General features: G+C 71.4%; 12 protein-coding genes. 5 read left to right on the top strand and 7 right to left on the bottom strand.

The window, feature by feature from the left end:
* The first annotated feature begins 66 nt into the window (after positions 1-66).
* Complete coding sequence (locus BT341_RS14270; protein WP_072476763.1) at positions 67-756, top strand: HAD family hydrolase; 690 nt, start codon at positions 67-69, stop codon at positions 754-756.
* Here BT341_RS14270 and BT341_RS14265 read toward each other — a convergent pair.
* A complete protein-coding gene (locus BT341_RS14265) occupies positions 704-1,171 on the bottom strand; it encodes an NUDIX hydrolase (RefSeq protein WP_072476762.1) in 468 nt (155 codons plus the stop codon). The genes BT341_RS14270 and BT341_RS14265 overlap by 53 nt on opposite strands.
* 112 nt (positions 1,172-1,283) lie before the next feature.
* On the opposite strand from BT341_RS14265, the gene BT341_RS14260 reads away from it, so the two are divergent.
* Entirely contained in the window at positions 1,284-1,736 is a 453-nt protein-coding gene (locus BT341_RS14260) for a DoxX family protein (protein ID WP_072476761.1), read from the top strand.
* Positions 1,737-1,757: 21 nt separating this feature from the next.
* On the opposite strand, the gene BT341_RS14255 is transcribed toward BT341_RS14260, so the two are convergent.
* The 5 genes from BT341_RS14255 to BT341_RS14235 form a co-directional block, all read right to left on the bottom strand.
* Positions 1,758-2,360: a GTP-binding protein gene (locus BT341_RS14255; RefSeq protein ID WP_072476760.1), complete on the bottom strand. Its 603-nt coding sequence runs from the start codon at positions 2,358-2,360 to the stop codon at positions 1,758-1,760.
* A complete protein-coding gene (locus BT341_RS14250; protein ID WP_072476759.1) occupies positions 2,341-2,712 on the bottom strand; it encodes a DUF742 domain-containing protein in 372 nt (123 codons plus the stop codon). The genes BT341_RS14255 and BT341_RS14250 overlap by 20 nt, the downstream gene beginning before the upstream one ends.
* Positions 2,709-3,122 carry a roadblock/LC7 domain-containing protein gene (locus BT341_RS14245; RefSeq protein WP_072476758.1) on the bottom strand — a complete coding sequence of 138 codons (414 nt, stop codon included), beginning with the start codon at positions 3,120-3,122 and terminating at the stop codon, positions 2,709-2,711. The genes BT341_RS14250 and BT341_RS14245 overlap by 4 nt, the downstream gene beginning before the upstream one ends.
* Positions 3,122-5,617, bottom strand: a complete 2,496-nt coding sequence (locus tag BT341_RS14240; RefSeq protein ID WP_072476757.1) for a sensor histidine kinase — start codon at positions 5,615-5,617, stop codon at positions 3,122-3,124. The genes BT341_RS14245 and BT341_RS14240 overlap by 1 nt, the downstream gene beginning before the upstream one ends.
* Positions 5,618-6,205: 588 nt before the next feature.
* Positions 6,206-6,862 carry a transcriptional regulator gene (locus BT341_RS14235; RefSeq protein ID WP_072476756.1) on the bottom strand — a complete coding sequence of 219 codons (657 nt, stop codon included), beginning with the start codon at positions 6,860-6,862 and terminating at the stop codon, positions 6,206-6,208.
* A gap of 160 nt (positions 6,863-7,022) precedes the next feature.
* Here BT341_RS14235 and BT341_RS14230 point away from each other — a divergent pair, with 160 nt between their 5' ends.
* Positions 7,023-8,876, top strand: coding sequence for an AMP-dependent synthetase/ligase (locus tag BT341_RS14230; RefSeq protein WP_072476755.1), 1,854 nt, complete (start codon positions 7,023-7,025; stop codon positions 8,874-8,876).
* A 102-nt stretch (positions 8,877-8,978) separates the two neighbouring features.
* Here BT341_RS14230 and BT341_RS14225 read toward each other — a convergent pair whose 3' ends face one another.
* The gene (locus tag BT341_RS14225; protein ID WP_072481943.1) at positions 8,979-9,878 is read right to left on the bottom strand and encodes an SDR family NAD(P)-dependent oxidoreductase; all 900 of its coding nucleotides are present in this window, start codon (positions 9,876-9,878) and stop codon (positions 8,979-8,981) included.
* Between the two features lie 388 nt (positions 9,879-10,266).
* Between BT341_RS14225 and BT341_RS14220 the strand changes: the two genes are divergently transcribed.
* A complete protein-coding gene (locus BT341_RS14220) occupies positions 10,267-11,481 on the top strand; it encodes an MFS transporter (RefSeq protein WP_177328802.1) in 1,215 nt (404 codons plus the stop codon).
* A 341-nt stretch (positions 11,482-11,822) separates the two neighbouring features.
* Entirely contained in the window at positions 11,823-13,262 is a 1,440-nt protein-coding gene (locus tag BT341_RS14215) for a sensor domain-containing diguanylate cyclase (protein WP_072476754.1), read from the top strand.
* The last annotated feature ends 59 nt before the right edge of the window (positions 13,263-13,321 follow it).

Below are 13,321 nucleotides of genomic sequence, written 5' to 3'. Positions count from 1 at the left end.
GCGGCCCTCCGTAGGACCCGTCACACTGCCTTGCCCGGCCGATCACCGACCGGGCAGGGTGCAGGCGTGCCCACCCGCGCCCTGGTCTTCGACTTCGACGGCACCCTCGCCGACACCGAGTCCGCCGTCCTGCGGTCGTGGCGGGAGCTCTTCCGCGAACACGGCGTCGAGCTGCCGATGGAAGCCTGGTACGCCGTCATCGGCACGCAGCACACCACGCCCGCGATGTTCGCCCTGCTCGCCGAGCACGTCCCCGATGTCGATCCCGAGGCGCTGCGCCCCCGGACACGCGCCCGGGTCTTCGAACTCCTCGAAACGCTCGGGCCGCGCGAAGGCGTCCGAAGCTACCTGGACGCCGCGAAGGACCTCGGCCTCGCGCTGGCCGTCGCCTCCAGCTCGTCCGGCGCCTGGGTGCGCCCGCACCTCGACCGGCTCGGACTCGCCGGCTACTTCGACGCCGTCCTCACCGGCGACCGGCACCGGGCCAAGCCCGATCCCGACCTCTACCTCGCCGCCCTGGACGCGCTGGGCACCCGGGCCGAGGAGACCATCGCCTTCGAGGACACGCCCCACGGCGTCACCGCCGCCAAGGCGGCCGGGCTGACCTGCGTCGCCGTGCCGAACGCCATCACCGAGCGCCTCGACTTCGGCCAGGCCGACGTCGTGCTGCCGTCGTTCACCGCCAAGCCGCTCGAGGCCCTGCTCACTCGCCGAGCAGCGCCACCAGCCGGTCCAGGAACGGCAGCTGGCCTTTGACCAGCTTCTCCCTGGCGACGTCGAGGGAGAACCACGCGACCCGGTCCACCTCGGGGAACTCCTGCTGACGGCCCGAGCGCGGCGGCCACTCCATGGTGAAGGTCCCCGGGACCACCGAAGCCGGGTCGAGGTCGGCCTCGACCGCCCACGCGGTGACGGCCTTGCCGCCCGACTGCTTCACCTCGCCCAGCGGGACGTACTCGCCCTCGGGCGCGGGCAGGCCCAGCTCCTCCTCGAACTCGCGCCGCGCCGCCTTCTCCGGCGGCTCGTCGGGGTCGAGCTCGCCCTTCGGCAGCGACCACGCCGCCGCGTCCTTCTTCGCCCAGAACGGCCCGCCCATGTGCCCGAGCAGCACTTCGACGGCCTCGCCCCGCCCGCGGTGGAGCAGGAGCCCGGCACTGCGTTTGCCCGCCATCCACCCAGTCTGCCGAAACTCGCCGAACTTTTTTCCGCGGGGTTGTCGATCCGGCGGTGGCCCGCTCGACGCGTAGGCAGAAGGCAGGACAGCCCCCAGGGAGGAACCCACCATGACCACCACCATCACCCCGCAGACCCGCACCGCCGCCGCCACCACCGGGACGAAGACCAGCCCGGTCACCGGCATCGTCGTCTCCGCCAGCCGGGTCGTGATCTCGTTCCTGTTCGGCTTCCACGGCCTGCAGGGATTCGGCTTCTTCGGCGGGATCGACGGCCAGGGTGGCGGCGTCCCGTTCGGCTCGTTCCCCGGCTGGTGGGGCAGCGTCCTCGAGCTGGTGGGCGCGGCGCTGCTGCTCGTCGGCCTGGCCAGCAGGCCGGCCGCGCTGCTGCTCTCCGGCGTGATGGCCTACGCCTACTTCACCGTGCACGCGCCGATGGGCCTGCTGCCGCTGCAGAACATGGGCGAGCCCGCCGCGGTGTACTCGTGGATCTTCCTGCTGTTCGCGGCGATCGGCCCGGGCCGCTACGCCGTCGACACGCTGATCAAGCGGCGCCGCCGCTGACGCGGGACGAGCGCGGTCCGATCAGTAGCCGCCCTGGGCGGCCGCGAGGTCGGACCGCGCCATCACGTGTTCCATCAGGCTGGTCAGCACCTGCTTCGTCGACTCCCGCTCACGGGCGTCGCACAGCAGCAGCGGCACGTCCATGCCGACGTCGAGCGCCTGCCGGACCTCCTCGGTGCCGTAGCGGTAGGCGCCGTCGAAGCAGTTCACGCCCACCACGAACGGCAGGTTGCGGCGCTCGAAGAAGTCCACCGCCGCGAAGCAGGACTCCAGCCGGCGCGTGTCCGCCAGGACGACCGCGCCCAGCGCGCCCTCCGCCAGCTCGTCCCACATGAACCAGAACCGGTCCTGACCCGGCGTGCCGAACAGGTACAGGATCAGGTCGGGGTTGATCGTGATGCGGCCGAAGTCGAGCGCGACCGTCGTGGTCGTCTTCTGCTCGACGCCGGACAGGTCGTCGACCCCCTCGGACGCGGTCGTGATGACCTCTTCGGTCCGCAGTGGCGGCACTTCGCTCACCGAACCGACCATCGTGGTCTTGCCGACCCCGAACCCGCCGGCGATGAGTACCTTGACCGCGGTCGCGGTCAGGTTCCGCCGGGGGTCAGAGTTTCCGGATGCCATCAAGAACCGCCTGCAGTACGTGTCGGTTGGGGGTTTCCTGGACCGGTGCCGCGGTACGGAACAGCACCAGGTTCTGCTCGATGAGGTCGCTGAGCATCACCTTCACCACGGGCAGCGGCAGGTCGACGCGGGCAGCCACCTCGGCCACCGAGACCGGCCGCTGGCACAGCGCGATGATGCGCGCGTACTCCGGTTCGAGCATGCCCGCTTCGTGCGCGGTGCGCAGCGCGACGACGAGCGTGATGAGGTCGAGCCCGAGGGTGTCCGACCGGGTGCGGCCGCCCGTGACCGCGTAGGACCGGACCAGCGGGCCGGCCTCGTCGTCGAACCAGGCTTCGTGCCGTCCGCTCATGGCGACGTGGGCTGGACGCCGGCACCGGTCCGCGGGGCGGAGGTGAGCACCTGGCCGACCCGCTTCACCATCAGGTTCATCTCGTAGGCGACCAGACCCATGTCCGCGTCTTCACGGGCCAGCAGGGCGAGGCAGGCACCCCGCCCGGCCGCCGTCACGAACAGGAACGCGTGGTCCATCTCGACCATCGTCTGGCGGACGTTGCCGCCGCCGAAGTGCCGTCCGGTGCCGCGCGCCAGGCTCTGGAACGCCGAGGCCACCGCCGAGAGGTGCTCGGCGTCCTCCTCGGAAAGGTTTCCCGACCGCCCGATGAGCAGGCCGTCCGAGGACAGGACCACCGCGCGGTCCGCCCCGGCGACCCGTTTGACGAGGTCGTCCAGCAGCCAGTCGAGCTCACTGACGTTGGCCATTACTCGCGCTCTCCGTACCTGTCGTCGTTGGTTTCGATCGGTTCTTCATCACGGGCCCGGCGGGTGCCCTGCTGGAAAGCGGACAGCCTGCTGCGCGCGGCCTCCGGCGAATCCAGCCTGACCTCTTCCCGTTCCTGTGCGGGCCTATCCTCCCGCAACTGGGGAACGAGGTTCTGCTGACGTCGCCGTTGCGGCAGCGGCGGACGGCCGGGTGCCTCCGGGCGGCGCGGCTGCGACGGCCGGCCTTCGGGCACCGCGGGCCGCGGCTCCGACGGCGGCCACGCCGGCTGCTGTGCGGCCGGGCGGGCCGTCCGGGCCGTCCGGGCGGGCGGCGCCGGCGGCCGGACCGGGGCCACGGGCTGCGCCTGCGTCGGCTGGCTGACCGGCTCCGAGACCGAACCGGCCGGGACCGGCGTCGGCACGGACGGCGGCTGCGCGGGCGCGACCGGGGCCGCGGGCGCGGGCTGGGTCGGCGGCGCGGGCGGCGCCACCGGTTCGGTGCGGTGCCGCGCCGGACGGTGGACCTGCCGCCGCAGCGGCGCGACCTCGTCGTTCACCGGCTCCGGCTCCGCCGGGTTCGGGACGAGCTCCGGCTTCGGCGGGGTGATCGGCTGCTCCGGCTCGGACTCGGCGAGCGGGGCCAGCAGGTCGGTGCGCACCAGCACGATGGCCCGGGTGCCGCCGTAGGCCGACTCCCGCAGGTGCACCTGGATGCCGTGGCGGGCGGCCAGCCGCGCGACCACGAACAGGCCGAGGCGCGGCTCGTCGGACAGCGCCATGATCCCGAAGTCGGGCGGGTCGGCCAGCATCTTGTTGATCTCTTCGGCCTGGTCCGGCTCGAGCCCGAGCCCCTGGTCCTCGACCTCGATCACGACGCCCTTGCCGACCACGTTGCCGCGGACCTCGACCCGCGACTGCGGCGGCGAGAACGACGTCGCGTTGTCGATCAGCTCGGCGAGCAGGTGCACGAGGTCGCCGACGACCGGGCCGCGGACGGCGATCTGCGGCAGCGCCGCGGTCTTGACGCGGGCGAAGTCCTCGGTTTCGGCGGACGCGCCGCGGACCAGCTCGGCCAGCCCGACCGGGTTGCGCCACTGCCGTCCCGGCTGGCCGCCGCCGAGGATGATCAGGTTCTCGGCGTTGCGGCGGGCGCGGGTGGAGAGGTGGTCGAGCTGGAACAGCGTGTCCAGCTGGTCCGGGTCCTCCTGCTTGCGCTCGGCCTGGTCGAGCACCTTGAGCTGGCGGTGCACGATGACCTGGCTGCGGTGGGCGATGTTGAGGAACACCGTCTTGGTGCCCTCCTTGGTCTTCGCCTCCTCGATGGCGGCCGCGATGGCGGTCTGCTGCGCCTTGTTGAACGCGTCGGCGACCTGGCCGATCTCGTCGGTGCCGTGGTCGAGGAAGTGCCCGCCCTCTTCGAGGTCGACGGGCTCGCCCGCCTGGACCCGCGCGACCAGCTCGGGCAGCCGGACCTCGGCCGCGTCGAGCGTGTCCTCGCGCAGCCGGTGCAGGCGGCCGATGAGCCGGTTGGACAGCCGGACGGCGACGAAGACCACGAAGACCGCGAACAGGACCGCGATCACGCCGGCGATCAGCGACTCGGTGAACGTCTTGTCGGCGTCGTCGATCGCGGCCTGGCTCGCGTTCGCGCTCTGCGCGACGAAGATGCCCATCAGCGCGTCGCCGACCTGGCGGGCGGCGGTGCGCCACTGGTCCTGCGCCACCGGCAGCTTCGTCAGGTCGCCGCGCAGGAACGCGGTCTCGACCTGGGTCACCGTCTGCCACGGCTGGCTGGCCAGCAGCTGGTCGTACTTGGCCTTGACCTCGGGGATCATCTTCGGCGCCGACGCGTCGAGCTGCGCGTGGTAGGCACCGACCTGGCCGACGTAGGCACGGAACTCGTCGTTGCTCAGGCCGCCCGCGGCGAGCCCGGCGGCGGCGAGCGCGTCACTGCGCTGCATCGCGTCCGCGGCGGTGAACAGCGGGATGGCGGTCAGCCGGTCGAACGCGTTCTGCGCGCCGCGCGCGTTCTGCGCCAGTCCCGCGACACCGTCGGTGAACTGGTCGAGCATCTTGTTGTAGTAGGCGAACGCCTGGCCGATCTGCATCTGGCCGCTGTCCACCGCCTGCCGGGTCTGCGGCAGCTGCTGGTAGAGCCCGAAGAACGTGGCGATGTTCTTCTGGACGCTCGCCGGGGTCTGGTCGTAGTCGGCGAAGTTGTCCTTGAGGTTCTCGATCACCTTCGCGGCGTTCGCGTCGGTCTTCGGGCGGACGGCCGCGAGCACGGCCCGCTGGTTGCCCTGACCGGCCAGCAGGCTCAGCGTCGCCTGGCGTTCTTGCTGCAGCGCGGCGAAGAACGGGATGGAAGGGGCTTCCGATCCACGGATCCGGCTGGTGTAATCGCGGGCGGTGACCGCGTCGTAGATGAGGTATCCGGCGAGCGCCACGCCGACGAGCAACAGGGCCACGCTGGGGATGAGCGCGATGGTGAGCACGCGCTTCCGAATCGAGGATCCCCGGTTGCGTCGAAGAGAAATCTGCTTCACCTGGGTCCGTTTTCCTTCCGGCAGTACATGGTTTCGGGTCGCCCGAGGTGGTCAACACCCGGATTCCGACCAGCCGGATCAACATCACCGTGGTCTGCTTCGCCCGCGACGACGTTAGGCAGCCCTTCAGGGCGCGTCAAGTCCGTGGCGAGAACGTGATCTTCGCACGGTGACCGTTCCACACTTGCTGCCTGCGCTTGGAAAGTCCACCACCGGAAGTCGTGACGTTCGTCCCAGTGCGACTTCCGTTCTGCCGCACGGGAGCACGCTGGGAACGGGCGCGGCGGGGCTTGCTCCGACGTGAGGGCCGCTACGTACGGCGGGCGCGAATCGTTCGGTGACAAACATCACGAGCCCGGCGCCGGTCCCCTGAGCGCTCGGTTCGTCCGGGACGAACGGCGTCCGGAAAGCGGAAATGCGCGGAATTCACCGCCGTCGCCGCGGATTCCCCGGAGAGCGGCCAGGAATTCCCGCCATTCCGCTTTTCGCGGTGGCGCGGCGGTGACACCTGGTGTTCCGGTACCGGTTCCGTGGCGGTCAGCCCGGGAACTCGTCGGCGAGCGTGTTCCAGAACTGCAGTTCGTAGCTCTGGAACAACCTTGCGTAGAGGTGGGCTTCCCGCTCGTCGAGCCGGTGCGCGTCGATCCCGGCCTGGATCGCGGCGAGCGCTTGCTCCGTTATTTCCGGCACGTCGGCGGCGAAGAAGTCGAAGAACGCGCACTCGGCGTCGCCGAAGCCGTAGTGCCGGCGCATCCCCGCGGCGACGTCCGCGCAGTACCGGCCGAAGGCGGCGAAGTTGGCGAAGATGCCGGCCGCCGTCGCCGACGATTCACCGTTCAGCGCCAGCCATGCGACGTACGCCGGGTACGCCTGGCAGCCCGCGCGCGGCCGTTCCTTCCCGTGGTCCGGACCAGTGGCGGCGATCAACGCGTCGAGCATCCCGTTCGCTTGCTGCTCGCCGGGCGCGAGGCCGCCGAAGAAGGTGCGCGCGTGCGGTTCGTCGGCGCGGGCGGCCAGCGCGTGGAAGCTGCGCCAGTCGCTCAGCGTGATCCGCTTTTCCTCCGCCGCGAGCGCCGCGAACACCGCGCGCGGCGCCCGGCCGGCGGTGATCGACGGGACGAGCCGGTTGTCGGCGTCCCGCGGCGCCAGCTCGGCCTGGATCTTCTCGAGCAGTTCGCGTGCCGACCGCGTCATCGGTCCCCCCTGGCGTCCGTGGTCCTTCCATTGAAGCGCGATTCGCGCGCCGGCGCCCGTGTGCACTGTGGACAGTCGCGGGTACCTGGCCGCGATTCTCTATCCACCCGGCCCGCAAGCCCTTACAGTGTGGCCATCCGGAGCACCGAGGAGGCCAGCGTTGACCACCCCGTCCGTCGCCGAGCAGACCGAAGGCCTGACGATCCCGAGGCTGCTGCACCGCAACGCCGTCGAGTACGCCGACCTGCCGGCGATCACCTCGCTCGACCTGGCAGGCCATCCGACGCTCAGCTGGCGGGAGTTCCGGACCGCCATCGCGGAGGTGTCCCGCGGGCTGGCCGGGCTCGGCCTCGCCCCGCGCGACCGGATGCTGATCATGGCGCCCGGCTGCCCGGACCACATCATCGCCGACCTCGCCGCGACGCACCTGTCCGCGATCCCGTGCACCGCCTACGCCACGCTCAGCCCGGAGCAGATCCGGTTCGTCGCCCGGCACAGCGCGGCCCCGGTCGTGGTCCTCGGCGGCGAGAACGAGCTGGCGCGCTGGCGGCCGGTGCTCGACGACCTCCCGGCCCTGCGCCACATCGTCGTCTTGGACGCGGCGGCGATCCCGGACGGCGACGACCGCTTCCACTCCTTCGCCGCGTTGCGCGAGCAGGGCCGGGAAGCGCTTGCCGCCGACCCCGGCGCGTTCGAACGGTCGTGGCAGGACATCAAGCCCGACGACCCGCTGTCGATGATCTACACCTCCGGCACGACCGGCGACCCCAAGGGCGTCGTGCTGTCCCACCGCAACGCGATCCACCAGGCGTACGCGGTCACCGAACTGCACCACCCGCCGATGCACGCGACGAACATCGCCTACCTGCCGCTGGCGCACATCGCCGAGCGGGAGCTGTCGATCTACCTGCCGATCGTGTGGGCCGGGCACGTGCACACGCTCGCCGACCCGACGGCGGTCGCCGGCGCGCTCGGGCAGGTGCACCCGCAGAGCTTCTTCGGCGTCCCGCGCGTGTGGGAGAAGATGGTCGCCGGGCTGAAGAACATGCTGGCCGGCGTGCCGGAGGACCGGCGGACCGCGCTGCTGCAGGCGAACGAGCTGCTGCAGCAGGGCTACAAGCTGCGCAGCGCCGGGAAGCCGGTGCCGCCCGAGCTGGCCGAGAAGATCAAGCGGACCGACGAGGCCGTGCTGGCCCCGGTGCGCGCGCTGCTCGGGCTGGACCAGGTGCTGGTCGCCTCCAGCGGCGCGGCGGCGCTGCCGGTGGAGATCATCTACTTCCTGGCCGGCCTCGGCGTCGAGATCTGCGAGGTCTGGGGCCTGTCGGAGACGACCGGCGCGGCGACGTCGAACTCGGGCACGGACTTCCGCGCGGGCACGGTCGGCAAGCCGCTCGACGGCGTCGAGGTGAAGGTGGCCGGCGACGGCGAGCTGCTGGTGCGCGGGCCGATCGTGTTCCTCGGCTACCTGCAGGAGGACGGGACGATCGCGGACGCCACCGACGCGGACGGCTGGTACGCGACCGGCGACATCGGCACGATCGACGAAGACGGCTTCGTGACGATCACCGACCGCAAGAAGGAGCTGATCATCACCTCGAGCGGCAAGAACATCGCGCCGACGAGGATCGAGGGCCTGCTCAAGGAGCACCCGCTGATCGGGCAGGCGGTCGCGATCGGCGACGACCGGCCGTACGTTACGGCACTGATCGTGCTGGACGACGAGATCGCCCCGGGCTGGGCGGCGGCGAACGGCATCGACGTGGCCCCGGCTGAGCTGGCGTCGCACCCGGCCGTGCGGGCGGAGCTGGAACGCGCGGTCGAGTCGGCGAACAGCAGGCTGGCCCGGATCGAGCAGATCAAGCGCTACCACGTGCTGCCGAAGGCCTGGACGCCGGAGTCGGGCGAGCTGACCCCGACGCTGAAGCTGAAGCGCCGGGTGATCAACGACCGCTACGCGGCCGACATCGAAGCCCTCTACGCGGCAACGCGCGACCCGGAGCCGGCCGCGGGTTAGCCGGCCCCCGAGCGCCCCAAGGCGGCCTTGGTTGCGTCCGACGCACCCAAGGCGGCCTTCGGTGCGTCCCACGCACCCAAGGCGGCCTTCGGTGCGTTCGGGTCAGGCGGTCCGGGGCGAGGTCGTCTCCGTCCACTTGCGCAGCCGCGGCGGAACTCGCTTCTCCAGGCCGTAGTTCTCCAGGTGGGCGGCGAAGACCTCGTCGAACGCCTTCTGCACCGTCTCGGTGTCCCACACCGGGCGCTCGAGGATCGGCTGCTTGAGGAACGGCTGGCCCATGACGTGCAGCTGCGGTCCGTTGCACCGGATCATCTGGCCGGTGATGCCGTGCGAGCCGTCGCCGAGCAGGAACAGCACGACCGGCGCGATCCGGGCCGGCGTGCGGTCCGGCGGGCACGCGCGCAGCGAGCGTTCCGACTTCCACACCATCCGGGTGTGCGCGAGCGGGCAGACGGCGTTCACGCGGATCCCGGCCTCCTCGAGGTCGAGAGCCCACGAGTAGGTCAGCGACGCGACCGCGCCCTTGCTCGCCGCGTACACGCCGAGCTTGCGCTGGCCCAGCGAGGCACCCGAGGAGATGTTGACGATCGAGCCGCCGGTGCCGGCGTCGACCATCGCCTTGATCGCCGCGAGGCCGGTGTTCACCACGCCCAGCACGTTGACCTGGATCAGCTCGCGCGCCTGCTCGGCGTCGTCCTCCCAGGGCAGTGCCTCGTAGTTGAGGCCCGCGTTGTTCACCAGCCCGTCGATGCCGCCGAACTCCTTGACGCACAGGTCGACGATCTCCTGCGCTTCGCCCGCTTCGGCCACGTTGTGCCCGCTGGCCACGGCACGGCCGCCGTGCACGCGGATGTTCTCCGCCGTCCGCTCGGCCAGCTCGGCGTCGATGTCGTTGGCCACGACCGCCCCGCCCGCCCGCGCGACGTGCACCGCGAACGCCTCGCCGAGGCCCCGGCCCGCACCGGTGACCACGACCGCCTTGCCCTGCATCAACCCGTCCATCGTCTTCTCCCCGCTCTGCGGCGCGCCGGCGGCGGCGCGGTCCGTCCACCCCGGCCGGCTCTGCGTCCAGTCTTGGCCCATCCGGTCCAACGGGGCATCGACGCGACGACGAGCGGCCGCCGCCCTGCGCCGAGCGAGCCCGGTTCGATCAGCCCGGAGGTACCCGCGCGCCGGTCACGGCCAACCACCACCGCCCGTCCCGGGGGTAACCCGATCGGCTCCGAAGCGGGACGAGCGCCCGCGTTCCGGGGACGGCGGCGCGTGATCGGCGGCATACTGACGGTGCTTCCCGGGCGGGGCGGCGGTGACTCCCCCGGACGGGGCCGTCACGCGGGAGGCACAATGCGGGGCGGACCGTATTCACTCGATCGGGGGCGGTGGTGACGAGGTGACGACGCGCGCGACGCCCCGGTTCCGAGCCGTCCTGGCCAACCGCGAATTCCGCGCGCTCTGGTTCGCCGAGACGCAGTCGATGCTCGGCGACCAGCTGACCATCGTCGCGCTGGCCATCCTGATCTTCGACCGGACCGGGTCGCCGCTGCTGGCGGCCGTCGTCTATTCGCTGACGTTCCTGCCCGCGCTGGCCGGCGGGCTCGGGCTGGCGCAGCTCGCGGACCGCTTCCCGCGGCGCGCGGTGCTGGCGACGGGCTCGCTCGCGCAGGCCGTGCTGATCGGGCTGATGGCCGTGCCCGGGATGCCGATGGGCTGGCTGTTCGTCCTCTTCGTCTTCGCGCGGCTGGCGAACGCGCCGTGCAACGCGGCGCAGAACGCGCTCGGCCGCGAGATCTTCGCCGACGACGACGTCTACCTGCAGAGCCAGGACCTGCGCGGGATCACGAACAACACGGCGATGCTGGCCGGGCTCGCCGTGGGCGGCGTGCTGGTGACCGGCATCGGGACGTCGTGGGCGCTGGCGATCGACGCGCTGACGTTCCTGGTCGCCGCCGTCGCCGTGCGGCTGCTGGTGCTGCGGCGGCCGGCGGCCGGGGACGGGAGCGCCCCGTGGTTCGGCGCCGTCCGGCAGGTTTTCGGCGACGAACGGCTGCGGGTGCTGCTCTACCTGTCCTGGCTCGTCGGGCTGGCGGTGATCCCGGAGGGCCTCGCCGCGCCGCTGGCCGCGCAGCTGGGGGCGGGTGACCAGGCGGTCGGCTGGCTGCTGGCGGCCGATCCGCTGGGCTTCGTCGCCGGGACGTTCGTGCTGTCGAGGTTCGTCTCGACGGAGCACCGCCGCCGGCTGCTGGGGGTGCTGGCCGCGCTGCCGCTGGCCGCGCTGGCGGCGTTCGCGCTGCGGCCGAACCTGGCGGTCGCGCTGGTCCTGCTCGCGCTGGCCGGGGCGACCGGCGCGTATGTCATCACGGTGTCGGCCACGTTCATCACGTGGGTGCCCAACGGCATCCGGGGCAGCGCCGGCGGGCTTTACCGGACGGGGCTGCGGGTGGCACAGGGGGTGGGTGTCGGCATCGGCGGGCTGGTCGCCCAGTGGCTCGGTTCCGCGGACGCGACGATCGCGCTCGCGGGAGCGGTGGGACTGCTGCTGGCGGTCCCGGTCGCGGTGTCCTGGCGCCGGGTCGGCGGGGCGGAACCGGAGCCACAGCTGTCATGAGCGGGCGCGGGGTTCACCAGTCACGGTTGGCCATCGGGCGTCACCTCTCTGTACGGCTCTCGGTGCTACGACTCTCGGTACGACCAAGATCATGAATGGCATTCGCGGGCGTCGCGGGCGACAATTCGCGGGTGGTTCAGAAGTCGCGGTTGCTCATGGGGGCCACCTCCATGCGGGGAGAGTCTCGCGTAACGTTTCGCGCCGCGTTCCCGGCAGTTCCTCCGGGGACTCGGCAGGTCCGTTGCTGTGGGATGGTACCCGGCCGCGGAATGTGTGAACACTCTGCCAGGTACCGATGAGATTACTCAAGGGCGCGGCTAGGCTGGAAAGGAGGTGACCAATTGCATCCAGGACCGGACGGTGCCGCCGGCACGCCGGACGAGCCCGGCGCGTCGCGGCCGACGCAGCGGGAAACCGCGGCGGAACAGGGCGTGACCACGAACGGGTCCGCGACCACGAACGGTGGCCCGCTCGCGACGGCCCGGATCCGCCATGCGTACTGGCCACGCAACTGGGCGCTGTGGCGCCGCCGTCCGCCGCAGGTCGCATTCATGCTCGCGGCGGAAGCCGTCGCGATCGCGATTCTCGTGGTCGCGTTCACGCGCTCACCGATTCCGTCCGGAAACGACTGGATCAATTTCGCGCTGCTGGCGGCGGGCGCCACGGTGCACATTCAGCTGACGCAACGTCAGGAAGAGCGGCGGCGGAACCGGACCAAAACGGTGCTGATCGACCTCACCGCCGTCTGGACGTTTTCCGCGGCGATGATCCTGCCGGTGCCGCTGACCCTTTCGGTCATCGCCGTCATCCGGTTGCAGCACTGGTTCATCGCGCGCCGCCCGGCCCACAACTTCATTTTCTCCTCGATCACCCACGGCCTCGCCGGCACGCTCGCGCACCTCACCTACACGGCGCTCGGGCCGCACCTGCTGGGGCCGCCGGACTGGGGCGGCTTCCTGCGCGAATTCGGCACGATCGTCGTGACCGGGACCATCTACGAGGCGATCCAGATCGTGTACGTGGGCGGGGTGCTGCTGCTGGGATCCCCCGCCGGGCGCACGGTTCGTAACGTGCTCGGCAGCCCGGCCGACAACATGCTCGAAGCGATCACCATCGGCCTGGGCGCGGTGACCGCGATCCTGCTCGCCGCCGTGCCGCCGATGGTGGCGGTGATGGCCGTGGTCACGGTGGTGTTCAATCGCCTCGCCGAACTCGACCAGCTCCAGAACGACGTCCGGACCGACCCGAAAACCGGGATTCTCAACATGCGCGGCTGGTCGGAGTCGGCGGAGCGGGCACTCCAACGGACCGCCCGATCGGGTGATCAACTGGCGCTGCTGATGGTCGATCTCGACCACTTCAAGTGGATTAACGACACCTATGGACATCCGGCGGGCGACGACGTGCTCCGCACGGTTGCGCAAACCCTCGACGAAGTGACGAGACCGAGCGACTTGGTCGGCCGATTCGGCGGCGAGGAATTCCTCGTTCTGCTGCCGGACATCGGCGAAGAGGCAACGTGGGAGGCGGCCGAGCGCATACGTGTTGCGATTGCCAAGTTGCATATCGTGACAACGGACAAACGTGGCGACCCGGCCACGATCGCCGACCGCACGACTTCGATCGGGGTGGCCCGCCACCCGCGCCACGGAGACACGTTGGAGCGCCTGCTCCAATCAGCGGACGCGGCGGTGTACCTGGCGAAGGAGAACGGCCGCGACCAGGTGTGCTTCGCCCCGGACACCCCGGGCGGCGGACTGCCCCCGGCGCCCGAATCGTGAGATCGGCGGCGCGACGCACGCAGCGACGGCCGCGCACGCCTGGCCGGAACCGGCACCCC

Origin of the sequence: Amycolatopsis australiensis (assembly GCF_900119165.1) — a bacterium.
In the GTDB taxonomy this organism is placed as follows: Bacteria; Actinomycetota; Actinomycetes; order Mycobacteriales; family Pseudonocardiaceae; genus Amycolatopsis; species Amycolatopsis australiensis.
This window is presented reverse-complemented; position numbering and strand designations above follow the sequence as displayed.

Bases quoted from the DNA above. Each gene is read 5' to 3' on its own strand.
- BT341_RS14265 (WP_072476762.1), bottom strand. From the start codon at position 1,171: ATGGCGGGCAAACGCAGTGCCGGGCTCCTGCTCCACCGCGGGCGGGGC.
- BT341_RS14260 (WP_072476761.1), top strand. From the start codon at position 1,284: ATGACCACCACCATCACCCCGCAGACCCGCACCGCCGCCGCCACCACC.
- BT341_RS14255 (WP_072476760.1), bottom strand. From the start codon at position 2,360: ATGGCATCCGGAAACTCTGACCCCCGGCGGAACCTGACCGCGACCGCG.
- BT341_RS14250 (WP_072476759.1), bottom strand. From the start codon at position 2,712: ATGAGCGGACGGCACGAAGCCTGGTTCGACGACGAGGCCGGCCCGCTG.
- BT341_RS14245 (WP_072476758.1), bottom strand. From the start codon at position 3,122: ATGGCCAACGTCAGTGAGCTCGACTGGCTGCTGGACGACCTCGTCAAA.
- BT341_RS14235 (WP_072476756.1), bottom strand. From the start codon at position 6,862: ATGACGCGGTCGGCACGCGAACTGCTCGAGAAGATCCAGGCCGAGCTG.
- BT341_RS14225 (WP_072481943.1), bottom strand. From the start codon at position 9,878: ATGGACGGGTTGATGCAGGGCAAGGCGGTCGTGGTCACCGGTGCGGGC.